General features: G+C 68.7%; 19 protein-coding genes. 10 read left to right on the top strand and 9 right to left on the bottom strand.

What is annotated here, in order from left to right:
* Window positions 1-37: 37 nt before the first annotated feature.
* Window positions 38-2,812 (bottom strand): family 78 glycoside hydrolase catalytic domain, encoded by a 2,775-nt coding sequence (locus tag AB0E69_RS21185; RefSeq protein WP_360148293.1) that lies wholly within the window; start codon window positions 2,810-2,812, stop codon window positions 38-40.
* A 182-nt stretch (window positions 2,813-2,994) separates the two neighbouring features.
* Between AB0E69_RS21185 and AB0E69_RS21180 the strand changes: the two genes are divergently transcribed.
* On the top strand, window positions 2,995-3,900 hold the full coding sequence (locus AB0E69_RS21180) for an AraC family transcriptional regulator (protein WP_360148290.1): 906 nt from the start codon (window positions 2,995-2,997) through the stop codon (window positions 3,898-3,900).
* Here the strand turns inward: AB0E69_RS21180 and AB0E69_RS21175 are convergent.
* Window positions 3,885-4,571, bottom strand: a complete 687-nt coding sequence (locus AB0E69_RS21175; protein WP_360148287.1) for a TetR/AcrR family transcriptional regulator — start codon at window positions 4,569-4,571, stop codon at window positions 3,885-3,887. The two genes, AB0E69_RS21180 and AB0E69_RS21175, sit on opposite strands and share 16 nt — an antisense overlap.
* Before the next feature lie 88 nt (window positions 4,572-4,659).
* Between AB0E69_RS21175 and AB0E69_RS21170 the strand changes: the two genes are divergently transcribed.
* A complete protein-coding gene (locus tag AB0E69_RS21170; protein WP_360148284.1) occupies window positions 4,660-5,883 on the top strand; it encodes an FAD-dependent monooxygenase in 1,224 nt (407 codons plus the stop codon).
* Here the strand turns inward: AB0E69_RS21170 and AB0E69_RS21165 are convergent.
* Both AB0E69_RS21165 and AB0E69_RS21160 read right to left on the bottom strand, forming a co-directional pair.
* On the bottom strand, window positions 5,851-6,309 hold the full coding sequence (locus AB0E69_RS21165) for a PGPGW domain-containing protein (protein WP_360148281.1): 459 nt from the start codon (window positions 6,307-6,309) through the stop codon (window positions 5,851-5,853). The two genes, AB0E69_RS21170 and AB0E69_RS21165, sit on opposite strands and share 33 nt — an antisense overlap.
* A gap of 19 nt (window positions 6,310-6,328) precedes the next feature.
* Entirely contained in the window at window positions 6,329-8,416 is a 2,088-nt protein-coding gene (locus AB0E69_RS21160) for a peptidoglycan DD-metalloendopeptidase family protein (protein WP_360148278.1), read from the bottom strand.
* A 209-nt stretch (window positions 8,417-8,625) separates the two neighbouring features.
* Here AB0E69_RS21160 and lpdA point away from each other — a divergent pair, with 209 nt between their 5' ends.
* Window positions 8,626-10,023 carry a dihydrolipoyl dehydrogenase gene (gene lpdA, locus AB0E69_RS21155; RefSeq protein ID WP_360148275.1) on the top strand — a complete coding sequence of 466 codons (1,398 nt, stop codon included), beginning with the start codon at window positions 8,626-8,628 and terminating at the stop codon, window positions 10,021-10,023.
* Between the two features lie 44 nt (window positions 10,024-10,067).
* Here lpdA and AB0E69_RS21150 read toward each other — a convergent pair whose 3' ends face one another.
* The 3 genes from AB0E69_RS21150 to AB0E69_RS21140 all read right to left on the bottom strand — a co-directional run bounded on the left by AB0E69_RS21150 (window position 10,068) and on the right by AB0E69_RS21140 (window position 13,306).
* Entirely contained in the window at window positions 10,068-10,889 is an 822-nt protein-coding gene (locus tag AB0E69_RS21150) for a hypothetical protein (RefSeq protein WP_360148272.1), read from the bottom strand.
* Window positions 10,890-10,993: 104 nt separating this feature from the next.
* A complete protein-coding gene (locus tag AB0E69_RS21145; RefSeq protein WP_360148269.1) occupies window positions 10,994-11,746 on the bottom strand; it encodes a metallophosphoesterase in 753 nt (250 codons plus the stop codon).
* 9 nt (window positions 11,747-11,755) lie between these two features.
* The gene (locus tag AB0E69_RS21140; RefSeq protein WP_360148266.1) at window positions 11,756-13,306 is read right to left on the bottom strand and encodes a substrate-binding domain-containing protein; all 1,551 of its coding nucleotides are present in this window, start codon (window positions 13,304-13,306) and stop codon (window positions 11,756-11,758) included.
* 80 nt (window positions 13,307-13,386) lie between these two features.
* On the opposite strand from AB0E69_RS21140, the gene AB0E69_RS21135 reads away from it, so the two are divergent.
* The 5 genes from AB0E69_RS21135 to AB0E69_RS21115 all read left to right on the top strand — a co-directional run bounded on the left by AB0E69_RS21135 (window position 13,387) and on the right by AB0E69_RS21115 (window position 18,548).
* Window positions 13,387-14,745: an NAD(P)/FAD-dependent oxidoreductase gene (locus AB0E69_RS21135; protein WP_360148263.1), complete on the top strand. Its 1,359-nt coding sequence runs from the start codon at window positions 13,387-13,389 to the stop codon at window positions 14,743-14,745.
* 29 nt (window positions 14,746-14,774) lie between these two features.
* Window positions 14,775-14,981, top strand: a complete 207-nt coding sequence (locus AB0E69_RS21130; protein WP_360148260.1) for an energy-coupling factor ABC transporter permease — start codon at window positions 14,775-14,777, stop codon at window positions 14,979-14,981.
* Between the two features lie 828 nt (window positions 14,982-15,809).
* Window positions 15,810-16,592 (top strand): SGNH/GDSL hydrolase family protein, encoded by a 783-nt coding sequence (locus tag AB0E69_RS21125; protein ID WP_360148257.1) that lies wholly within the window; start codon window positions 15,810-15,812, stop codon window positions 16,590-16,592.
* Between the two features lie 121 nt (window positions 16,593-16,713).
* A complete protein-coding gene (locus tag AB0E69_RS21120) occupies window positions 16,714-17,712 on the top strand; it encodes a winged helix DNA-binding domain-containing protein (protein ID WP_360148254.1) in 999 nt (332 codons plus the stop codon).
* A 32-nt stretch (window positions 17,713-17,744) separates the two neighbouring features.
* Entirely contained in the window at window positions 17,745-18,548 is an 804-nt protein-coding gene (locus AB0E69_RS21115; protein WP_360148251.1) for an SRPBCC domain-containing protein, read from the top strand.
* Here the strand turns inward: AB0E69_RS21115 and AB0E69_RS21110 are convergent.
* Window positions 18,537-20,798 carry an excinuclease ABC subunit UvrA gene (locus tag AB0E69_RS21110; RefSeq protein ID WP_360148248.1) on the bottom strand — a complete coding sequence of 754 codons (2,262 nt, stop codon included), beginning with the start codon at window positions 20,796-20,798 and terminating at the stop codon, window positions 18,537-18,539. The two genes, AB0E69_RS21115 and AB0E69_RS21110, sit on opposite strands and share 12 nt — an antisense overlap.
* 72 nt (window positions 20,799-20,870) lie before the next feature.
* On the bottom strand, window positions 20,871-21,416 hold the full coding sequence (locus AB0E69_RS21105) for a MarR family winged helix-turn-helix transcriptional regulator (protein WP_360148245.1): 546 nt from the start codon (window positions 21,414-21,416) through the stop codon (window positions 20,871-20,873).
* Between the two features lie 54 nt (window positions 21,417-21,470).
* Here AB0E69_RS21105 and AB0E69_RS21100 point away from each other — a divergent pair, with 54 nt between their 5' ends.
* Together AB0E69_RS21100 and AB0E69_RS21095 are read left to right on the top strand one after the other, a co-directional pair.
* Window positions 21,471-22,181, top strand: a complete 711-nt coding sequence (locus AB0E69_RS21100; protein ID WP_360148242.1) for an SDR family oxidoreductase — start codon at window positions 21,471-21,473, stop codon at window positions 22,179-22,181.
* Between the two features lie 21 nt (window positions 22,182-22,202).
* Complete coding sequence (locus tag AB0E69_RS21095) at window positions 22,203-23,252, top strand: LacI family DNA-binding transcriptional regulator (RefSeq protein WP_360148239.1); 1,050 nt, start codon at window positions 22,203-22,205, stop codon at window positions 23,250-23,252.
* Window positions 23,253-23,412 lie beyond the last annotated feature (160 nt).

Below are 23,412 nucleotides of genomic sequence, written 5' to 3'. Positions count from 1 at the left end.
TGTTCACGGCGGCGGGGCGGTGTGGTTGGGTATTGGGTCAGCTGTTGAGAAGGGTGTCGAGGGTGGCCTTCAGCGCCTCGGCGCTCGGGGTGAAGCCGCGGGGGCTGACCGCGTCGACCAAGCCGGTGGCCGGCTGGTCGAGGTAGCGCTCGAGCCGGGCGGCGAGGTCGGCGTCGTCGGCGACGATGCCGTTCGCCACAGCCGCGCTCGCCAGCGCGGTCCAGGTCGGCTCGTGGTCCATCAGTTGGCGGATGCTGGCCTCGGCGGGCAGCGCGGGTGCCTCGGCGTACGGGTCGGTGCCGGTCCACTCGTGCGTGCCGTGCTCGACCTCGACCTCGCCTTCACCGGGTACTTCGACCCGCGCCCGCGAGCCGACCGGCACGGTGACGCTCAGCTGGACCTGTCCGTCCGAGCGGGTCCATGCGACGGCTGCTTCGCCGTACGGCGTGAGGTGCTTGGCGGAGGCGGTCGTGAGCTGCTCGGTGTAGAGCGGTCGTACGTCGATGACCCGGTAGCCCGGCTCGGCAGGCGCGAGCCCCGCGACCCGGCGGTGCATCCAGTCGGCGACGGCGCCGAGGGCGTAGTGGTTGAACGACGTCATCTGGCCAGGGTTGATGCTGCCGTCGGGCAGCATGCTGTCCCAGCGTTCCCAGACCGTCGTGGCTCCCATCGTCACTGCGTACAGCCAAGAGGGGCAGCCTGTCTGCAGCAGGAGCCGGTAGGCCAGGTCAGGATGTCCGGAATCGGCCAGCGCGTCGGCCATCAGCGGCGTGCCGACGAAACCGGTGCTGATCCGGAAGCCCGACGTACGGACGAGGTCGGCCAGGCGTTCGCCGGCGCGCTGTCGCTGGATGTCGGTCGGCAGCAACGCCCACTGCAGCGCGAGGGCGTAGGTCGTTGCCGCGTCGCTCAATACCCGGCCGCCGTCGGTCGCGTACTCGGTGGCGAAGGCCTGCCGGACGCGGTCGGCCAGCTCGGCGTAGTCGCGGGCGAGGTCGGTCTGGCCGGTGACCTCGGCGGCCTTGGCGACGACCTCGGCCGAGCGAGCCAGGTGCGCGGTGGCGATCACGTCGGGGTCGGCCTTGGCGCGGAACGGGTTCTCCGGCGGGGCCGTCGGGTCGAGCCAGTCGCCGAACTGGAACCCACCGGTCCAGAGCAGGTCGTCGCCGGCCAGGTCGGCCATCCTGTCCACCCAGGCCCGCATGCTCGGCAGCTGCTTCGCCAGCAGGCCGGCGTCGCCGGAGCTGGTGTAGACGACCCACGGGACGATCGTTGCCGCGTCACCCCAAGCGGCCGTGGCCGGACCCGGGTTCCGCAGTACGTCGGGGATGACGTACGGGACCGAGCCGTCCTTCTGCTGCTCGGCCGCGAGGTCCGCGAGCCAGTTGGTGAGGAAACCGGACGTGTCGAACAGGAAGCCGGCGCTGGGGGAGAAGACCTGGATGTCACCGGTCCAGCCGAGCCGCTCGTCGCGCTGCGGGCAGTCGGTCGGTACGTCGAGGAAGTTGCCGCGCATGCCCCAGACCACGTTGGAGTGGAACTGGTTGAGCAGCTCGTTCGAGGACTCGAACCAGCCGGTGCGCTGCAGGTCGCTGCCGACGACGACGGCTTCGAGGTCCTCCTTCTGGAGCGCGTTGACCCCGGTGATCTCGACGTACCGGAAGCCGTGGAAGGTGAGCGGCGAGTCGAGGGTGACTTCGTCGGAGCCGGCCAGGATGTAGGAGTCGGTGGCCTTGGCGGTGCGGAGCGGGCGGACGCCGAGCTCGCCGTTCTCCAGGACCTCGGCGTGCCGGACCACGATCTCGTCGCCGGCGTTCCCACCGCGGACCGTGAGGCGGATGCGGCCGACCAGGTTCTGGCCGAAGTCGACGAGGGTCTTACCAGCTGGAGAGGTGGTGATCTCGACCGCGGGCAGGACGTCGGTGATCCGCACCGGGGGTCCGTCGGGTGCGACGAGCAGGCCGAGGTCGGCGTCGAGGACTTCCACGGGGGACCGCTCTCCCGGCTGCCGACGGAGATCCGTGCGCTGGCCGTCGTACAGGTCGTCGGCCAGGACGGCGCTCTCTCGGGAGGTCCAGCTGTCGTCGGTGCCGAAGGTGTGCACGGATCCGTCGGCGGTGGTGACCTCGAGCTGGGCGAGGACGGCGAGCCGCGTCCCGTAGACCTCCTTCTGGTCCTGGAAGCCGAGACGGCCGCGGTACCAGCCGTTGCCGACCAGGAACTCCAGCGTGTTCTCGCCCGGCTGGACGAGGTCGGTCACGTCGTACGTCTGGTAGCGCAGGCGGAACTGGTACGCCGTCCAGCCGGGCGCGAGCTCCTCGGTGCCGACGCGCTGCCCGTTCAGCTCGGGAAGGTAGACGCCATGGGCGGTCGCGTAGAGCCGCGCCTTCACGATGTCGCCGGGGAGGTCAGCCGTGCCGGCGATCAGCGGTGCGGGGGAGCCGTACGCGTTGTCGCGCGGGCTGACGAAGCGGGCGGACCAGTCGTCGCCGGCGAGCAGCCCGGCCTCGACCGTGGCCGGTTCGCTCCACTCACTCCAGTTGTCGATGCCGCGCACCCGGACCCGGACCTGTGCGGACTCCCGCGACCGCAGCGGCTCGGCCGGCCAGGGTACGAGGATCTGGTCGGGCGACTGCACAGTGAAGACCTGGGTGCGGCCGGTGGTGATCTCGACCTCGTACGCCGACTGTGCATAGCCGGCGTCGGCCGCCGGGACCTGCCAGGAGATCCGGGGTGTCGCGGTACCCACGCCGACAACGGGGGCGGGCCGCTGCTCGAAGCGGAGAGCGGTGGGTGCGGCGAGGTTCGACATGAGACTCCAACCGACGAGTGAAACGATTCATTGGGTGTTCCGGCGAAACGCGACGAGCTGGATGGAAGGGGGTGGCGGGACGTTTCGCCTGTGCACCGATCCTGCGACCGACGGTGGCTCGACGGTAGCCCGAAGTGCACTCGGTCTAGCACGAAATGCACCTCGACCCCTATCGTGAGGCTGTGCCTGAAGGGACCGGCGAGCCGGTCAGGACCCGAGGGACCGTGCTGCACTTCGTCGAAGGGACGGTCGTGCACGCCGGCCCGCACACCCATGCCAGGTCGCACCCGCTGCACACGCACAGTTTCTTCGAGGTGCTGCTCGTGATCGGCGGATCGGGGGTCCATCACAGCCTCGCGGGCCGGCAGCCGCTCGAGGTCGGCGACGCGATCCTGCTGCGTCCGGGGGTCTGGCACGAGTACGTGGACTGCGCCGATCTCGAGGTCTACAACTGCTGCTTCGCGGCCGATCTCGTCCGGCGCGAACTGGCCTGGGCGCGCGAGGATCCCTTACTGGGTTACCTGTTGTGGACCGGACCGTTCTCGGCGCAACGCCGCGGCATGCTCGGCACGCACCTCGATCCACCGGAGCTGGCCGAGGCGATCGGCCACCTCGAGGGCCTGCGTCAGCTCCGCGACCAACCGGTCAGCCGGCACCGCGGGGAGATCATCGGGTGGCTTTCGCTGTACCTGAGTTGCGTCGCGCGGACGGTCGCTGTGCGTGACGAACGCACCGAGCAGACGCACCCCGCTGTCCTCGACGCAATGCGGATGATGGAAGCCGATCCGGCCCGGCAGTGGATGCTGACGGATCTGGCCACCGCGCTGCACCTCGCGCCGGGCTACTTGGTGCGGCTGTTCAAGTCGGTCACCGGCCTGCCGCCGATGGCCTACTTGTCCCGGCACCGGGTCGAGCTCGCGGCCGACCAGTTGTTGCACACGGACCTGCCGATCAGCCGGATCGGGGAGGCTGTCGGATGGCCCGACCAGAACTATTTCGCCCGCCGATTCAAGTCGCACTACGGGCTCTCCGCGTCCACCTATCGACAACGTTTCAATGTCGTGCGGCACGCCTATCCGCGGTCCTGAATCAGTCGTTCTAGGCCGTCCAGGATCCGGTGCAGGCCGAACACGAGGCCCTGGTTCTCGCTGCCGGCGAGCGTTTGCAGGGCAGCGGTCAGATGCGGGAAGCGCGCCGCCTCCGTGCGCAGGATCTCGGCCAGCGACTGGTTGACGTCGTCCTCGGTGAGCCCAGTGGTGGCGCCGGGGAATGTCGTCGACTGCTGCGCGATGTTCCGGACGTGGCTGGTGATGACCAGGATCGAGTCGAACTGCTCGCCGCCGGTGAGTCCGGAACCGGCCAGCGCAGAGATCCCGCTCTCCATCCAGGCCAGCTCGTTCGGCCCGAGCAGCCGGCGGCCGATGGTCGACTGCAGCAGCCAGGGGTGGAGCAGGAATCCGTCGTACAGATCCATCGCCCACGTGTACAGGGACGTGCGCCACGGTACGGCGGGCCGCTGGGGCGGAGCGCCCATCGCGAGATCGCTCATCACGGCGACGAGCTCCGCCTTGCCCGGGACGTACCGGTAGAGGGCCATCTTCGTCACCGGTAGCTCGGCGGCGATCCGCTGCATCGAGACCGCATCCAGGCCCTCGGCGTCGGCGATCCGGATCCCCACCTCGGCGATGGCGGCCAGGGTGACAGCCGGCTTCGGGCCGCGGCTGGGGAGCGGTTGCTTGCCCCAGAGCAGTTCGGTCATCGGTGCGTCCTTCCGAAATCGCTTGAACTGTGTCTACCATACACTTTACTGTGTCCAGCGGACACAATTAATCGATCGGGAGGCGACGATGAAGGTTCTGGTATCGGGTGCGAGTGTGGCGGGTCCGTCGGTGGCGCTCTGGCTGGGGCGCGCCGGGCACGAGGTGACGGTGGTCGAGATCGCGCCGGCGCTGCGCAAGGGTGGGTACGCCGTGGACTTCCGCGGCGAGGTGTTCACGACGGTCCTGCGCCGGATGGGCGTGCTGGACGAGCTGCGCTCGGTCCAGACCGGCGGGACCGCGATGCGGTTCGTGGACGAGTCGGGCAAGCAGCTGATGCGGTTGCCGGTCGAGTTCGCGGGCGGCGAGCTGGAGGTACTGCGGGCAGACCTGTCCCGGGTGCTGTACGAGCACAGCCGCGCGGAGGCGACGTACCGCTTCGGAGACTCGATTGCGAGCCTGCACGAGCACGCGGACGGCGTGGACGTGCGGTTCGAGAGCGGGCTCGAGCAGACGTACGACCTGGTGGTCGGTGCGGACGGGATGCACTCGGTGGTGCGTCGGCTCGCGTTCCCGGCGGAGCGCGTGCGCGAGCGCCATCTCGGGTACTACGTCGGCGGCTGGGAGGTCCCGAACACGCTCGGGGTGACCGGAGACACGCTGATGTACAACGTGCCCGGCAAGCTCGCGAGCGTCGGCGTGGACCGCCGCGACCCGGCTCTGGCGGGAACGTTGTTCGTGTTCAAGTCGCCGGAGCTGAAGTACGACCGGCGCAATCTGGACCAGCAGAAGGCGATCATCCGCCAGCATTTCGCTGGCCTCGGCTGGCACGTCCCGGAGCTGCTCGAAGGGTTGCCGGCAGCAACGGAGTTGTACTTCGACTCGATCAGCCGGGTGCACGTGGACAAGTGGTCGCTCGGCCGCGTCGTCCTGCTCGGAGACGCCGGGTACGGCGCGACGTTCGGTGCACTGGGCACCGGGACAGCGGTCGTCGGCGCGTACATCCTGGCGGGGGAGCTGGCCGCGGCCGGGGGCGACTACCGGACCGCGTTCGACCGGTACGAGACGCGGCTGCGCAAGTCGGTCTCGACCGCGCAGGACGGCTCGCGCTCCGGCCAGTTCATGGCGCCGGCCACCCGGTTCGGCATCGTGGCCCGGAACCGGATCCTGAACGTGCCGTTCTTCCTCCACCAGATGCTCAAAATGGCGCAGAACCTGAGCGAACTGGTTGACCTACCCAACTACCCCAACTACCCCAACTACCCCAACTACCCCAACTACTCAGTGCAGGAGGGGGAGCTGGTGGAGGAATGACTCCCACGAGTCCGGCAGCCAGCCGGGCACGCCCAGGACGGCCATATACAACCAGATCGCGACCAGCACGCACACGAACAGCGCGAACGTCCCGAGCGCCTTCAGCCAGGCGGGCTGCTTGCCGGTCCAGGCGGTGAGTGCCTTCACCCAGTCCTTCACCCGGTACAGCACCCGCTGCGCCCACTCGAACTCGCTCGCCAGCACGGCCAGACCCGCGATGAACAGGGGGATGCCGCCAGGGCCCGGCAACCAGCCGGTGAGCGGTGCCGCGATCAGCAGCAGCCCACCGACGACGCCCACGCCGATGCGGTAGATCAGGTGTTTCCTCGGGTTCGCCCGGATCCGGCGCCGCCACTCCCACCGGTCGTCCTCAGCGTCCAGGGTGATGTTGTGATCAGTGCGGTCGGGGCTTCTCTGCTCGGCCACGGTCCCAGACTACCCAGGACTACGTGCTGGCCGGTTTGCCGAACTCCCAGTGCCACGGTTCCTCGCGGCTGCCGCCCTGGTCGGCCCAGGCCGGGTGCACCCAGCCGAAGTGCCCGGCGTGGGACTTCATCCACTGGTACTGCGCCGTGCCGTACTTGTCGACGCCGCCGCACAGGTCCACCGCGACACCCCAGCCGTGGTTCGACGTACCCGGGAGGGCGGCCAGGGACGGCTTGCGCTGGTACAGATCGACCTGGGAGGCGTACGAGCGGTAGGAATCGGTGATGCACAGCGACTTGCCGAACTGGGAGCGGTAGGCGGCCGACAGCTGCTGGTACGCCGCGGACGCGTCGCAGCGGAGCATGTGCCCGGCCGTGCCGATGCTGCACAGCTTGTTGGACGGGATCATGCCGTTGCTGTAGCCACCCCAACCAGTGGTGGCCGAACCGGTCGCGAGGAACGGCATCGGGTTGACCGACTCGCCGCCGAGGCGGACCTCGAAGTGCAGGTGCGGGCCGGTCGCGTTGCCTTGCTGGCCGACGGCGCCGATCTGCTGCCCAGCGGTCACCTGCTGCCCGTCCGTGGCGTCGATCCGGCTCAGGTGTGCGTAGAGCGTCTCCAACCCGTTGCCGTGGTCGATACGGACCAGGTTCCCGGCCCAGGCGGGGTGCTCGATGTGGACGGTGCCGGACGTCACCGCGCGGACCGGCGTACCGATGGCGGCGGGGAAGTCCTGGCCGGTGTGGTAGCCGGTCGACCACATCGACCCGGCCTGACCGAACGGCGTACCGATGTCGTAGGTCCCGTCCGGCAGCGGCCAGGTCCAGTCGCCCGAGCCGACGTTGTACGACGTCGCGGTGTTGCCGCAGCGGAACGACTCGGCGCCGTCGGACAGCTGCGGCGCGACCTGCGGGGTGGACGGCTTGCCGAGCGTCGGGCGGAGAGCGGCGTACAGGTTGTCGGGCACGCGGGTGACCGTGACCGAGCCCTTGGACTCGTCCGCGGCGATCATCTGGTTGTCGTCGAGCGCGATGCCGATGTGGACCAGTCCGAGCGAGTTGCTGCCCATCACGAGGAGGTCGCCGGGCTGGATGTCGTTCACCGGGACGGCCTGGTAGTCCGGGTAGACCTTGGTGACGTCGTTGGGGAGCGTGACGTACGGCAGCCAGGCGGTCCGCGCTGCGCCCAGGCAGCCGTAGCTGCCCGGGCCGGTCCCGCCGACGGCGTACGGCTTGCCGACCAGGAGGAATGCCTGGTTGACCGCACGGATCGTTTCGGCCGAGAGGACCTTGAGGGTCTTGCCGCCGGCCACGGCGACGGCCGCGACACCTGGGACGGCGACGCCGCCGCTGGTCAGCGCCGAGAGCCCGGCCGGGAGCTTCGACGGGTCCTTCAGCAGGGCAGCGGCCGGGGGAGTGATCTTCGCGGCGGCCAGCTCGGCCAGGTAGGTCTGCCACTGGTTGCGCGCCTGCTGCACACGGGCGATCTGGATCTGCTTGGACAGCTCAGACGCGCCGTCCAGGTCGGCCGTCTGGTCCGCCATCATCGCCGTAGCGGCCTCGGCCTTCTTCTGCACGTCCTTGCTGAGCTGCTGCGCCTTGGCCTCGGCCTCGTTCGCGGCGGCTCGTTTGGCTGCTGCCTCGGCCTTCAGCTTGTCGGAGACGGCGCCGGCGTTCATGGCTGTCTGGTACTGCGACACCTGGGTGCTGCCGAGCTGCTGGATGGCCGTCTGCCGGTCGGCGATCTCCTGCAGGTTCTCCGCGACCGGGGCGAGCGACCAGAGCATCGACTCGGTGCCCATGACGGTCGGGATGCCCAGCTGGTACGCCTGCGCGGTGATCACACCCAGTCGCCGGCGCTCCTCGTCGGCCTTGCCCTTGGACACGGTCGCGTTCGCCTCCGCCTGCTTCGCGGCGGCCTCGGCGGTCTGAGCCAGCTTGAGGGCGTTCGTGTAGGCGATGGTCGCCTTGGCGAAGTCGGCCTGGACCTGGGCGGCTTCGGCCTGGAGCTGCTCGAGCGAGCGGTTCACGTCGGTGACGGACGCCGGCGGCAGGTCCGTGGTGGTGGGCGGCGTGGGGTCATCGGCGTACGCCGGCAGTGCTATCACTGCCAGCAACGTGCCGAGTGCCGCGAGCCTGAGCCCTCGGCGGCTCCCCAGATGCATCATTCCCCCATATCAGCTCGCCTCACGCCAGGCCAGCGTAGGCGGCGAACGGTCCTTACGGAACCCTTCTCTACACACGGTGACCATGAGCGGGGTCACAGTGGTCGACGGGCCTGTCCGCGCGCCTGGACCGACCCACTAAAGTTCATGGCATGGCCTCGCACTTTGACGTTGTTGTCCTCGGCGCAGGTCCCGGTGGGTACGTCGCGGCGATCCGCGCCGCCCAGCTGGGGCTGAAGACCGCCATCATCGAGAAGAAGTACTGGGGCGGTGTCTGCCTGAACGTGGGCTGCATCCCGTCCAAGGCGCTGCTGCGCAACGCGGAGCTGTCGCACATCTTCCGGACGGAGGCGAAGACCTTCGGCATCAGCGGCGAGGTGACCTTCGACTTCCCGACCGCGGTGCAGCGCAGCCGGAAGGTCGCGGACGGCCGGGTCAAGGGCGTCCACTTCCTGATGAAGAAGAACAACATCACCGAGTTCGACGGCTGGGGCTCGTTCACCGACGCCAACACCCTGGACGTCACGCTGAACGACGGCTCCTCGGAGACGGTGACGTTCGGCAGCTGCATCGTCGCCACCGGCGCCACCACGAAGCTGCTGCCGGGCACGCAGCTCAGCGAGCGGGTGGTGACGTACGAGGAGCAGATCCTGACCGAGGAGCTGCCGGGCTCGATCGTGATCGCCGGCGCGGGCGCGATCGGCGTCGAGTTCGCGTATGTGCTGGCCAACTACGGCGTGAAGGTGACGATCGTCGAGTTCCTCGACCGCGTCGTACCGCTCGAGGACGTCGAGGTGTCCAAGGAGCTCGCCAAGGCGTACAAGAAGCTCGGCGTCGACGTCCTGACCGGGACCCGGGTGGACTCGATCGACGACTCCGGCGCCTCGGTCAAGGTCACGGTGACCGGTAAGGACGGCGCGCAGAAGACGATCGAGGCCGACAAGGTCATGCAGGCGATCGGGTTCCAGCCGCGGGTCGACGGGTACGGCCTGGACAAGATCGGCGTCCAGCTGACCGAGCGCGGCGCGATCGGCGTCGACGGCTTCTGCCGGACCAACGTGCCGAACATCTTCGCGATCGGCGACGTGACCGCGAAGCTGATGCTCGCGCATGCGGCCGAGGCGATGGGCGTGATCGCGGCCGAGACCATCGCCGGGCACGAGACGATGGAGCTCGACTACAAGATGATCCCGCGGGCGACCTTCTGCCAGCCGCAGATCGCCAGCTTCGGGTGGACCGAGGAAGAGGCCCGGCTGGAGGGCTTCGACGTCAAGGTCGCCAAGTTCCCGTTCACCGCGAACGGCAAGGCGCACGGCCTCGGCGACCCGACCGGCTTCGTCAAGGTGATCAGCGACGCCAAGTACGGCGAGCTCCTCGGCGCCCACCTGATCGGCCCGGAGGTGACCGAGCTCCTCCCCGAGCTCACCCTGGCCCAGAAGTGGGACCTCACCACCAAGGAACTGGCCCGCAACGTCCACGCCCACCCCACCCTCAGCGAAGCCCTCCAAGAAGCCTTCCACGGCCTCGAAGGCCACATGATCAACTTCTGACCAACCACTGCAGCAGAACGGGCGCCCGGCCGGGCGCCCGTTCGTCATTTCAGCGTCGCGTGCATCCGGGCATAACCCGGCGCGAATTCGCGGATGATTTCCGCAGCGGCGAACAATTCACCACGAACCAGCGGGAATTGGGCCCGGCCGAGCAATCGCGCCTGCCCGCGGGAAATCCGGGCCGCCGCTTCGGCGCCGATCCGCTCCAGCCAGGTGCCGGCGTCATCCAGCCGGCGGGCACCGGAGCGCAGGATGAAGCCGCCCAGCATTTGCAGCAGCTGGACGTCGATCCCGTCCTCGAGCTGTGCGGCCAGCCGGAGGGCGTGGGTGGCAGAGTCCTTCGAGAGCCACTCGACCGCGCGCGGGATCGAGGCGCGGAGCGCGTCCTCGACGGCGACCTCGCGGAGGCGGCGGAAGCCGGTGCGGAGGACGTACGGGCCGGCGCAGGCGAGCTTCTCTGCTCGCCAGGACTGGACGAACTGGTCGATCGGCAAGGTGGCGTACGGGAAGCCTTCGGGGTCGTGCATGACGACGGTGTCGCCGACCTCGAGTACGACGACCCAGTGGTCACCACCGATCGCCGTACCCGCCGCCCACGGCTGGTGTGTCAGCAGACCGATGTCCACCGGCCCGACCAGCACCGGACCGTCCGCACAGGCAGCCCGCAACCGCTCCAACGCCTCTCCCGGCGTCCCGCCCTCGCTTCGCTCGCAGGTCCACCCCATCAGCTCGATGGCCGCGTCCAGTCCGAGGTCCGGGTTCCATCCGGGGGGATCGAAGAACGCCAAGCCGGAGTCCTCGAACTGCATGCCGAACGGGGACCCGGTCAGCACCTCGATCGCTTCTGGTGGGAATTCACCCGTCACCATCGCCAGTGAATTCGCGTAACAGTAGGTTCCGGAACCGATATAACTCGTCATGCCCGCAGGATGACAGCTTGAATTTCTCTTGTCAGCCTGGGAATTGTTGTTCAGGGGAAGCGGTAGAAGGTTTGGAGGGGGTCGGTGGGGGTGTGGACGTGGAGGGCGAGGCCGGGGTGGGCGGTGGGGTCGACGGGGGAGTCGGTGGGTAGGGGTGGCTCGAAGGGGAGGGGGACCGTCGAGCGGATGCCGGGGGCGCCGAGGACCTGGTGACCGGCGAAGGTGGTGACGACGGCGTTGTGGACGTGGCCGGTGAGGATCGCGGTGATCGGTTTGCCGGTGAGGACCTCGGCGAGCGGTTCGCGGTCGAAGAGTTTCCACTGGTCCATGACCGGGTGGTGCAGGTCGAGCGGCGGGTGGTGCATGGCCAGGAACAGCGGGCCGTCGTGGGGGTCGCTGAGGGTTTTCTCCAGCCAGTCGAGCGTTTCCGCGGAGAGCAGACCGTGATCTTCACCAGGGACCGTGCTGTCCACCAGCACGAAGCGCGCCTCGCCAACGTCCCTCACCTGATGCACAGGGTGGTCAGCGCCGGGCGCGTCGACGTACGACGTCAACCCCGCCCGCAACGGCGAGCTGACGTCGTGGTTCCCGGGGAGCATCAGCACCGGCACGTCCAGCGAGAGCTCGCGCGCGACCTCGGCGTACTCCTCCGCGAGCCCGTGGTCGGCGAGGTCGCCCGTCACGAGGACCACATCGACCGGCCGGGTGTAAGCGGCCAGGTACGCCGTGATCCGCCGCAATCGCGACCGCGGTTCCGCAGAGCCGTCGAGATGAGGGTCACTGAGGTGCGCGATCACATACATGTCAGCACACTAACCGCAGAACCCCGTCGGTAGATCGCTGCAGGGAACCAGCCCGCCGCGCTCCAGGACCGGCTTGGCCTGGGTCGAGCGGACGTAGTCGAGGAAGGCCGCCGTCAGCGTGCCCTGCGCCGGGGTCTTGTACGTGTACGCGTGCTCCACCTCCCAGAATCGGTACGAGCGGTCCGCGACCTTGGACGTGTCCGGTACGACGTTGTCGATCGTCACGACCGCGAGATCCGGGTACTTCCGCGCGCTGCCGAGCTCGGCGTACCCGATCGCCCCATCGATCCCGTTGACGCGGGTCAGCAGCTCCTCCGTCGTACCGACCTCACACCGGTGGTACTTCGTCACCGCTGCGTCGTCGTCCGTCCGGCAGTCGTCCGACGTGATGCCGAGCTCCTGATCGCCGGCCAGCACCTTCTCGCGGAATACCAGCCGCGACCCGGACGTCGGCCCGACCCGGCTGACCATCCGGATCGGCAGGTTCTTCCCGCCGAGCTGGTTCCAGTTGGTGAGCTTGCCGCCGTAGATGTCGCGCAGCTGGTTCGTGGTCAGTGAGGTGATGTCGGCCGCCTTGTTCACGACCACCGCGAACATCACCACCGCGACCGCGTCGCCGTGCAGGTTCGGCGCGTTCTCGGCCGGCCCGTCGGACATCGCGATCTGTTTCGCGGCGGCGGCCGGGTCCTGCGCACCGAGGTCGTTCAGACCGCGTACGCCGTCCCGGCTGCCGTTGGCCGCGATCGTGATGTCCGCGCGCGAGCACCCGGTCGCGTACGTCGAGCGCAGCTCCCGCATCGTCGGCTCGACCGCGGTCGACCCGATCACCCGCAGCTGCCCGGACTCGCAGTCGTCCGGCGGCTGCAGTACGTCGACCAGGAACAGCGCGACCAGCGCTCCGACCAGCACGAGCGACAACGCCCCGAACATCAACGTACGGCGGCCCGGGCCGCGCGGCCGCGGCTCGTGGTACACCCCGCCACCGGTCGACCCGCCGGCCAGGTACCCGGAGTGGCTGACGCCTCTCCCCGTCCCCGACAGCACGAGCAGGAACTTGAAGTGGTCGCCGCGGTTGATCGCGATCCGCGGCAGCACCAGCTTGCTGGTGTCCACGAAGTTGGCCGGCACCATCCGCCGCTGCAGCATCTCGCCGAGGGACTGCGGCTGCGCCTCGGTCACCCGGAGCCCGACGATCTTGCGGTCCGGGAACGCGAACGACACCTTCTCGTGCATGTCGTGCGGGTCGATGTCCATACCGCCGGCGTTGTCCAGCCGGAGCAGCACGATGCTCGGGTCCTCGACCACCACCCCCTGGTGCCGGACCTCGACGTCGACCATCCGCTGGGTCTTCTCCTCGCCCGGGTAGACGCCGATCCGCGCGTCCACCTGGACCCGGTACACCAGCCGTTTGCGGCGGAGGATGTAGCGGTCGACCAGCCAGGCGATCGCCGTACCGATCAGGGCGATGGCGGCGATGACGGTCTCGAGGTTGATGTTGCCGAAATTCGAGAAACTGAACAAGACTCCCCACTTCTCCGAGCCCTCGACCGTAGTGGTCACCGGTGAACGGCTGCTTACCGCGCGATGACGCGCCGGGTGAGGACTTGGCCGGGTTGGGGCCGTCTGGGAGATTGGTCCGCATGGCTGAGAACGTGGATGTGGTTGTGGTCGGAGTGGGCGTCGGCGGCGAGGAGACCGCCGGCCGGCTGGCGCTGGCCGGGCTGCGGGTGGTCGGGATCGAGTCCCGGCTGGTCGGCGGCGAGTGCCCGTACTACGGGTGCATCCCGAGCAAGATGATGATCCGGGCCGGCAACCTGATCGCCGAGACCCGCCGCGTCGAGGGGATGGCCGGTACGTCGACGGTCCAGCCGGACTGGGCGCCGGTCGCGCGGCGGATCCGCGAGGAGGCCACCGACACCTGGAACGACAAGGTCGCGGTGGATCGCCTGGTGAACAAGGGCGCCACGATCATCAAGGACAAGGCGACGATCACCGGGCCGAGCACGGTCCGCGCCGGCGACCGCGAGTTCGAGGCGGCCCGGGGCATCGTGATCGCGACCGGCACGATCCCCGCCGTACCGCCGATCGACGGCCTCGCCGGTACGCCGTTCTGGACGAACCGCGAGGCGATCGAGGTGGAGACGCTGCCGGCGTCGCTGCTCGTCCTCGGCGGCGGCGCGATCGGGATGGAGCTGACCCAGGTGTTCGCGCGGTTCGGCGTGGATGTGACCGTGATCGAGGGTGCGCCCGAGGTGCTCGCGATGGAGGAGCCGGAGGCCGGGATACTGGCCCGCGAGGCGCTCGAGCGCGACGGCGTCACGTTCCGGCGTGGCGCGCACGCCACCAAGGTCGAGTACGCCGGTGACACGTTCACCGTGACGCTGGCCGACGGCGCGGTCGTCTCCGGCGAGAAGTTGCTGGTGGCAACGGGTCGGCGGATCGCCACCGACGATCTCGGGCTGGAGCACCTCGGGCTGGACCCGAAGGCCCGCCGGATCGAGGTGGACGAGCACGTCCGGGCCGGCGACAGGGTCTGGGCGATCGGCGACGTCACCGGGGTCGGCGTGTTCACCCACAACGCGATGTACCAGGCCGACATCGCGGTCCGCGACATCCTGCAGGAGCCGGACGCGCCGACCGCGAGCTACCACGCGATGCCGCGGGTGACGTTCACCGACCCGGAGATCGGCGCGGTCGGCCTGACCGAGCAGCAGGCCCGGGACGCCGGGCTGAACGTGCGGACCGGACTCACGCAGATCCCGGCGTCAACCCGCGGCTGGATCCACAAGGCCGGCAACGAGGGCTTCATCAAGCTCGTGCTGGACGCAGACCGCGGAGTACTGGTCGGCGCAACAAGCGCAGGCCCAACCGGCGGCGAGGTCCTCAGCGCACTCGCGGTCGCGGTCCACGCCGCCGTACCCGTCCACACCCTCCGCCAAATGATCTTCGCCTACCCCACCTTCCACCGCGCCATAGGCGCAGCCCTCGCGGAGCTGTGAACTCATTCGGTCGCATTTAGCTTCAGAATGTGGCCGCGCATGTCCCTGATGGGTTCTTCGACGGTCCGACGTCCGCGGCCACCGGCCTGCTCGCAGCCGGGGCGGTCGGGTTCAGCCTGCGGCGGGCGAGCCGCGAGACGGGTCCGGCGCTGGCCGGGCTGGTGGCGGCGTTCGTGTCCGCCGTACAGATGGTGAATTTCCCGGTGGGTTCGGGTACCAGTGGCAGTGGAGTTTGACCGAAGATCTCGCCGAAATGGCTGTAACCGGTCGCCGCGATCAGCGCGTGGGAGTGGTAGTCGTTCTCGATCAGCCCGTTACGTCTCCGCACATATCAATTCCGCAGACCGAAGTCGTCGGTAGCGAAGGTCCCTGGCCCCCGGGACTCGATGCCGGGTTTGTCCTCCCGCCATTTCTGAAGGTGACTGATGTTGGGATGATGCGTCTTCGAGTCCTCGAAGCCAGCCGCAGACACGGGCCGACCGCCGACCTGCGTCGACGTGCGTTCTGACACACTGACGCGGCTAACTCCCAGTCGGTCACGGAGCCGGCCACCACTCTAAATCTCTTCTTTTCTTTGATCTTGTTCTTCAATCTCTTCTCTCAAACCTCGCCGAGACTTCTGAATAGCCCTCTCTTCTGTTCTTTGCTCTGGTCTTTCATCACTCTCGTCCTGGCTCGCAGACTCAGGACTTCCTGAATAGCCGTCGTTGTAGTTTCGTGTAGAAAACCTCCGGCCAGGCACTGAAGCCAGTCACTAATCTATCTCTTCTTTTGCCTTGCCTTTTCTTCAATCTCTTCCCTGAGAGCTCAGCCCGTACTTTCTGATTGCCCCTCTCTTACCTTCTTTCTCTGAGGATCTGCCGGCCGGGGCGGGCTCGTCGGTGGGTGCTGGCCGCTTCCGCCGGGGCTGGCCGGCCTCCTGCGGCGACTGAACGTGGGCTACCGGGGGTGGCAACTGGTGGTGAATTTCTTACCTGGGTCTTGTGTGTTACCCGTGAGTTGGGTGATGGTGACTTTGAGTACTTCCTTCGCCACCCCCCGCAACATGCAAAGGCGGTCCGCCCATGAAGTCCATCGCCAGTTTGCTGTCCGTCGCGGCTGTCGGCGCCGCGATGATCCTCACGCCGGGAGTCGCGCACGCCGCCACGAACTACGTGGCGCTCGGTGACTCCTACGCCTCCGGTGTCGGCACCCGCACCTACATCTCCAGCAGTGGGTCCTGCCAACGATCCACCAAGGCGTACCCGTACATCGACGCCGCCCGGATCGGCGCCGCGCTGACGTTCGTCGCCTGCTCCGGCGCGAAGGTCGCCGATGTCACCGCGAACCAGCTGCCGTCGGTGACGAGCTCGACCAACATCGTCTCGGTCCAGGTCGGCGGCAACGACGCCGGCTTCTCGTCAGTGATCACCGAGTGCGCCAAGCCGTCGTGGCTCGGTGACTGCACCGGCGCGGTCGCGAACGCGCAGGCGATCATCAACAACACCCTGCCAGGCCGGCTGAACACCCTCTACGCCTCGATCCACAGCCGGGCCTCGTCGGCCACGGTCGTCGTGGTCGGGTACCCGCGGCTGTTCAACGGCACCGACTGCAACGCCGGCACGTTCTTCAGCCCCGACGAGATGACCCGGCTGAACGCGACCGCCGACCTGCTCAACTCGAAGATCCAGGCCTCCGCGAACGCGGCCGGCTTCCGGTTCGTGAACCCGACCAGCCTGTTCATCGGCCACGCGGTCTGCGGCAGCCCGGAGTGGATCAACGGCCTGTCCAACCCGATCAGCGAGTCCTACCACCCGAACGTCACCGGCCAGGCGAACTACGCCAACCTGGTCCAGCCCCAGCTCTGAGTCCAGCCCAGCTCTGAGCCGGCCGAATCGCCCCCGCGACCTGGTGCGCGGGGGCGATTCTCGGGTTCGAGATGCGGACTGGCCCAGTTCGTGGTGTCATGCTGGGGTGGCGCGGAGGTCGGTGGACTGGCTACTGGCGGCCAGGATGCAGGCCAACAGCCTCGCGCGTCCGGTGAACGAGGCCGGCCCCGGAGGGGTGGCCGACGTCGTACGCCGGACGGGGGGACTCCAGGCGCAGACCTGGCGAGGCGCCGCGTACGCCGTCCGCGCCCGCTCCACGGCCACCACTCTCGCCGATGTCTCCGTCGCCCAGGAGGACGACCGCTCGGTCATCCGCGGCTGGTTCATGCGCGGCACCCTCCAACTGGTCCCGACCGAGGACGCCGGGGCGTTGCTTGCTCTGCTCGCCCCGAAACTGATCAGCGACACCGAACGCCGGTACGGCGAGCTCGGCCTCACCGAATCGATCCGCGCGCAGGCGGCCGACGTACTCGAGGAACACCTCCTGGCGCACGGACCGTCCAGCCGCGCCGAGCTGGCCGACGTACTGGTGGCCGCCGACCTCATTCCCGAGCCGAAAGGCCAAGCGGTCTACGCACTCATCCGCCACACCGGCCTGCTCGGCCGCCTCTGCTACGGCCCGGGTCACGACCGCTCCGAGACCTGGGTCGCCGTCCGAGCCTGGCTGGGCCGGCCGTTGGTCCTGGAGGGCGATCTCGAAGCCCTGGCCCACCGCTACCTCACCGCCTACGGTCCCGCCTCACCTCAGGACTTCGCCACCTGGTCCGGCCTTCCCGTCCCCATCGCCCGCCGCGGCCTGCAGGCGGCCGCCACCACAACCTTCAACATCTCCGGCACCGAGCTGCTCGCCGTCGCCGACCTACCGGGCTGCGAGGACCTCCGCCTGCTCGGCGAGTTCGATCCCTACCTCCTGGGCCACAAGGTCCGCTACCAGGACCTGCCGGCCCAGATCTTCCCCGGCGGCGGCATGCTGCGCCCGGCCATCGTGCGATCCGGCCGGGTCGTCGGCTCCTGGCGGCACGCCGACCGCAGCACCGAGCTCTTCGGTACGGCGGTCGACCTGTCCGCCGAGCTCGCCGACCTGGCCCGCTTCGCTTGATCGTATATGCCTGAGGCGGTATATATGGAGTCATGACCGAGACCCTGAGTGCGGAGAACGGCCGGACCGTCCTACGGATGCGGCGCGAACTGCGGCATCCGGCGGAGAAGGTGTGGCGCGCCATCACCGAGCCGGAGCAGCTCGTCGCCTGGTTCCCGACGGCGGTGGAGCTCGAACTGCGGGTGGACGCCCCGATGACGTTCACCTTCCAGCGCGACCCGGGCGCGCCGGTCGACAGGCAGACGTACGGCGTGGTCCGCGTGGTCGACCCACCGCGCCTGCTCGAGTACTCCTGGGGGGACGAGCTGCTCCGCTGGGAGCTCACTCCCACCAGCACCGGCTGCACGCTCGACTTCACGGCGACGTACGACGACCGCGCCGGATCCGGGAGCTTCGCGGGTGGCTGGACCCTCTGCTTCGACGCCCTGCAACGCGTCCTCGGTGACACCGTGCCGGAGCAGGACTACCGCGTCGTCCACGAACACTTCGTGAAGGTGTTCGGTCTTGACGAGGGTGCGGTGACCGACGGCGGCGAGGTCCGCTTCGAGCGGCAACTGGTCGAGCCGAAGGAAACGGTGTGGGAGCGCCTCGCCGGCCCGGAGACAGTCCGCGTCGGCGCCCCGCCACCGTCCGGGTTCGTTGCCAAGGGCATTGAACCCGGACCGGTTACGAAGGCTGACGTGCCACTCGAGCTGACCTACTCGTGGTCCGATGGTGAGGTCACCTGGACCCTGCGGGACGGCAACGGCGGCGCGCGCGTGACGCTCACCCAGACCGGCGCGGCCGCGGAGTATCTGAACGCGTGGCACGACCTGATCGAGGAGCTAGCCGGCTGAGACGTACTGCCGGAGGTGCTCGGCGGTCACGGTCGGACTGCTCTCCACCAGGTCGGCCGGCGTACCGGTGAAGACGACCCGGCCGCCGTCGTGACCGGCGCCGGGGCCGACGTCGATCAGCCAGTCGGCGTGGGCCATGACGGCCTGGTGGTGCTCGATCACGATGACCGTGTTGCCCTGGTCGACGAGCGTGCCGAGCATCGCCAGCAGCTGATCCACATCGGCGAGGTGCAGCCCGGTCGTCGGTTCGTCGAGGATGTAGATCGACCCGGTCTTGCCCATGTTGATCGCGAGCTTGAGCCGCTGCCGCTCACCGCCGGACAGAGTGGTCAGTGGCTGCCCGAGGCCGATGTACCCGAGACCAACCGTCGCCAGCCGCTCCAGGATCGCCCGCGCCGGCCCCTTCACGAAGAACTCCCTGGCCTCGGCCACGGTCATCCGCAGTACTTCGCTGATGTTCTTCCCGCGCAACCGATAGAACAGCACCTCCGCGGTGAACCGGGCACCGTTGCAGTCCTCGCACACCGACGCCACCTCGGCCATCATCGCAAGATCGGTGTAGACCAGCCCGATGCCCTTGCAGGTCGGGCAAGCACCCACCGAGTTCGCGCTGAACAACCCAGGCTTCACCTTGTTCGCTTTCGCGAACTCGGCCCGGATCGGGTCCAGCAGCCCGGTGTACGTCGCCGGGTTGCTCCGCCGCGAGCCGCGGATCGGCTCCTGGCCGGCGATGATCACGCCGTCCCGGCCGGCGAGCGAACCGTGGATCAACGAGCTCTTCCCCGACCCGGCCACACCGGTGACGACAGTCAGCACCCCAAGCGGTACGTCGACGCTCACGTTCCGCAGGTTGTGCAGCGTCGCGTCGGTGATCGCCAGCCGGCCGGTTGGCGTCCGTACGTCGTCGCGCAGGCGGACGCGATGATCGAGGTACCGCCCGGTTAGCGTCCCGGACTTCTTCAGGCCGTCGAGGTCGCCGGTGTAGCAGAGCCGCCCACCGGCCAGACCGGCGCCGGGGCCGAGGTCGACGACGTGGTCGGCGATCCGGATCGTCTCCGGCTTGTGCTCGACGACCAGCACGGTGTTGCCCTTGTCCCGCAGTTGCAGCAACAGGTCGTTCATCTGCCGGATGTCGTGCGGATGCAGGCCGACCGTCGGCTCGTCGAACACATACGTCACGTCGCTCAGCGACGACCCGAGATGCCGCACCAGCTTGACCCGCTGCGCCTCGCCACCGGACAACGTAGCCGACTCGCGGTCCAGGCTGAGGTACCCGAGTCCGATCGTCACGAACGACTCGAGCGTCTGGCGAAGCCCGTCCAGCATCGGTCCGACGCCCGGATGCTTGACCTCGGCAACGAAAGCCGCGAGGTCGCTGATCTGCATCCGGGAGCACTCGCCGATCGTCCGCCCGTTCACGGTCGCGCTCCGGGCCGCCGCGTTCAGCCGGACACCGCCGCACTCGGCACAGACCTCCTGCTGGAGGGCGCGCTCGGCGAACGCCCGGGCCTGCCGCTGCATCGACTGCAGGTCCTTGCTCAGGTACAGCCGCTTGAGCTTGGTGATCAGGCCCTCGAAGCTCAGGTTGCTCTTGCCGACCTTCACCTTCGTCGGCTCGGCGTAGAGGAACTGTTGCCAGGCCTCGGCCGGGTAGTCCTTCAGCGGCAGGTCGGGGTCGAACAGCCCGGAACGTGCCATCAGCTGCCAGTACCAGCTGTCGACGGCGAACCCGGGCGCCTTGATCGCGCCCTGGTTCAGGCTCTTGTCGCGGTCGACCAGCTCGTCGAGGTCGAACGACGTGGTCCGGCCGAGGCCCTCGCAGACCAGGCACATCCCCTCGGCCCGGTTGAAGCTGAAGGCGGAGGGCGGTCCGACGTACGGCGTGGCCGCGCGGCTGAAGAGGACCCGGAGCATGGTGTGCGCGTCAGTCGCCGTACCGACGGTCGATCGGGCGTTGGCGCCGATCCGCTCCTGGTCCACGATGATGGCGGCGGACAGGTTCCGCAGCGCGTCCACGTCCGGGCGGCCGAGGCTGGGCATGAAGTTCTGCACGAACGCGGTGTAGGTCTCGTTGATCAGCCGCTGCGACTCGGCGGCGATGGTGTCGAAGACGAGGGAGGACTTGCCGGAGCCGGAGACCCCGGTGAAGACGGTGAGCCGGCGTTTCGGGATGTCGAGCGAGACGCCGCTGAGGTTGTTCTCGCGGGCGCCGCGCACCTGGATGACGTCATGGCTGTCAGCAGGAAGCATCCTTCAATGGTGTCATTGAACCACCCATGCAAAGTTTCCCTTGCCTGCGTGGCCTGAGCTTCCGTGGAACCCTCAACGCCGCGACGAAGGTTTGCGGGCCACTCGGCTGACCTCGTCGAGCAGTTTCTGCAGTTGGGTCGCCAGTCGGTCCCGGGCGTCGGGGGACAGGGACGCGATCAGCTCGGACTCCCGGACCAGGACCTGCTCGACCGTCCGCTCGACGAGGTCGTGCCCGGCCGCGGTCAGCGTCACCACCACCGCGCGGCTTCCGTCGGCTGCGGCCCGCCGGGTGACCAGCCCGGCGTCCTCCGCCCGGGCGACCCGCTGCGAGATCGCACCGGCGGTGACGAGGGTACGGCGGCTCAGCTCGCGCGTGCTGAGCTCGTACGGCGTGCCCGCGCGCCGCAGCACGCTGAGCAGGTCGAGCGTCGCCGGATCGACGCCTGCGTCGGCGAGCACGCGGCGCCGGTCGTCGGCGAACAGCTTGGCCAGCCGCCACAGGGGAGTGACGATCTCGATCGAGTCGGTCGGCGTACCGGGTCGCTCGCGCTGCCAGGCGCGGGCGATCTCGGCCGCCGGGTAAGGGCTCGGTGGATCGAACGGGTAGTTGTCGGGCACGCCCACCATGCTACGTTTAGGTCTAAACATTTAGGTCTAAACGTGAGGATCGAGATGCGAACGATTGTGGTGACCGGGGGAGCGACGGGGATCGGCCGGGCAACCGCCGAGCGGTTCCGGGCCGACGGCGACGAGGTCTACATCACCGGCCGGCGAGCCGACGTCCTCGCGAAGACCGCAGCGGATCTCGGCGCGCACCCGGTGGTGTGCGACGCGACCGACCCGGAGCAGCTCGAGCGGTTGCTCGGCGAGCTGCCGAAGCAGGTCGACGTGCTGGTCAACAACGCCGGCGGCAACACCGACTTCGGCCGCCCGGACGGGGACCTGGCCCAGCTCAAGGCGAACTGGCTGGCCAACCTCGACGCGAACCTGGTCAGCGCAGTCCTCACGACGACAGCGCTTGCGCCACGCCTCACCACCGCCGTCATCCACCTCGGCTCGATCGCCGGTGCCCGCGGCGGAGGTGGGTCGTACGGCGCAGCCAAGGCCGCGCTGGCCGTCTGGAGCGGCGACCTCGCAGCCGAACTCGGTCCGCGGGGCATCACCTCCAACGTGGTCGCGCCCGGCTTCACCGCGGAGACCGAGTTCTTCCAGGGCCGCCTGACCGACCAACGCCGGCAGACCTTGCTCGAACAGACCCTGACCAAGCGCGAGGGCCAGGCGGCCGACATTGCGGACACGATCCACTTCCTCGCCTCACCCGCGGCGCGGCACCTGACCGCCCAGGTCCTGCACGTGAACGGCGGTGCTTACCGAACGCGGTAACCGGGTGTGACAATGGGGCCTATGCGTCCCACCGTCAAAGATGTCGCGAAACTGGCCGGCGTATCGCCGAAGACGGTGTCCAACGTGATCAACGGCGTCGTGTTCGTCCGGCCGGAGACCCGGGAGCGGGTCGAGAGCGCGCTGGCCGAGCTCGACTACGTTCCGAACATGAGCGCCCGCGGCCTGCGCAACGGCCGGTCGGGGATGATCGCGCTCGCGCTCCCGGACCTGCTCCGGCCGTACTCCGCCGAGATCGTCCACCTGGTCGTCGAGCTCGCCCACGAACGCGGCTGGGGTGTGCAGATCGAGCAGACCGCGGCCGAGCCGAAGCGCGAGTTCGAGCTGCTGTCCAAGGCTCGCGCGTACCTCGTCGATGGCCTGATTCTGAACCCGGTGAACCTCGACGACAGTGCGGTGACGACGGCCGGCCCGCTGCCGCCACTGGTGCTGATCGGTGACGTCGACCAGGACGTGGTGAGCCAGGTCGCGATCGACAACGTCGTCGCCGCCCGCGACCTGACCAAGCATCTGCTCGACCAGGGCTGCCGCCGGATCGCCGCCGTTGGTGCGCCGGAGATCCCGCGCGGCTCGAGCGGCGCCGGCGTCCTGGCCGGCTCGGCCCAGGCCCCCGGTACGGCGGCGTCCCGGCTGCGGACCCTTGGGTACCACCAGGCGCTCGAGGAAGCCGGCGTACCGCGTGATCCGGCGCTCGAGATCGCGCTGGACCGGTGGCGGCCGGAGGGTGCCGCGACCGTGGTGGCGAAGTACCTGACCGAGCACGAGCTGCCGGACGCGTTCTTCTGCTTCACCGACTCGATGGCCTCCGGCACGCTGTCCGCGCTGTGGAGCGCGGGCATCGACGTACCGGGCCGGACGCTGGTCGCCGGGTTCGACAACATCCTCGAAAGCCAGTTCATGATCCCGCCGCTGACGACCATCGACTTCGACCGCCGGGCGTTCGTCGCGGCCGCCCTCGACCTGCTCGCGGAGCGGATGGCAGACCAGCACGCGGCACCACGACGCGTGATCATTCCACACCGCGTGATCGAACGCGCCAGCACCGAACGCTAGCGGCCGCGGGATTGCTACCACCGGCTTCGGTGGTCAGTAGTTCCTTTCTGGGCAGCGATCTGGACACAGGTTCCGGCCCGCGGGATTCCGGTCACCATCCCTTGAAAACGTGATCACTCTCAGCGAGGGTTGCCTGATCAACAACCCCTCGGGGGTACCA

This window comes from Kribbella sp. NPDC026611, from assembly GCF_040638345.1.
Classification (GTDB): Bacteria; Actinomycetota; Actinomycetes; order Propionibacteriales; family Kribbellaceae; genus Kribbella.
This window is presented reverse-complemented; position numbering and strand designations above follow the sequence as displayed.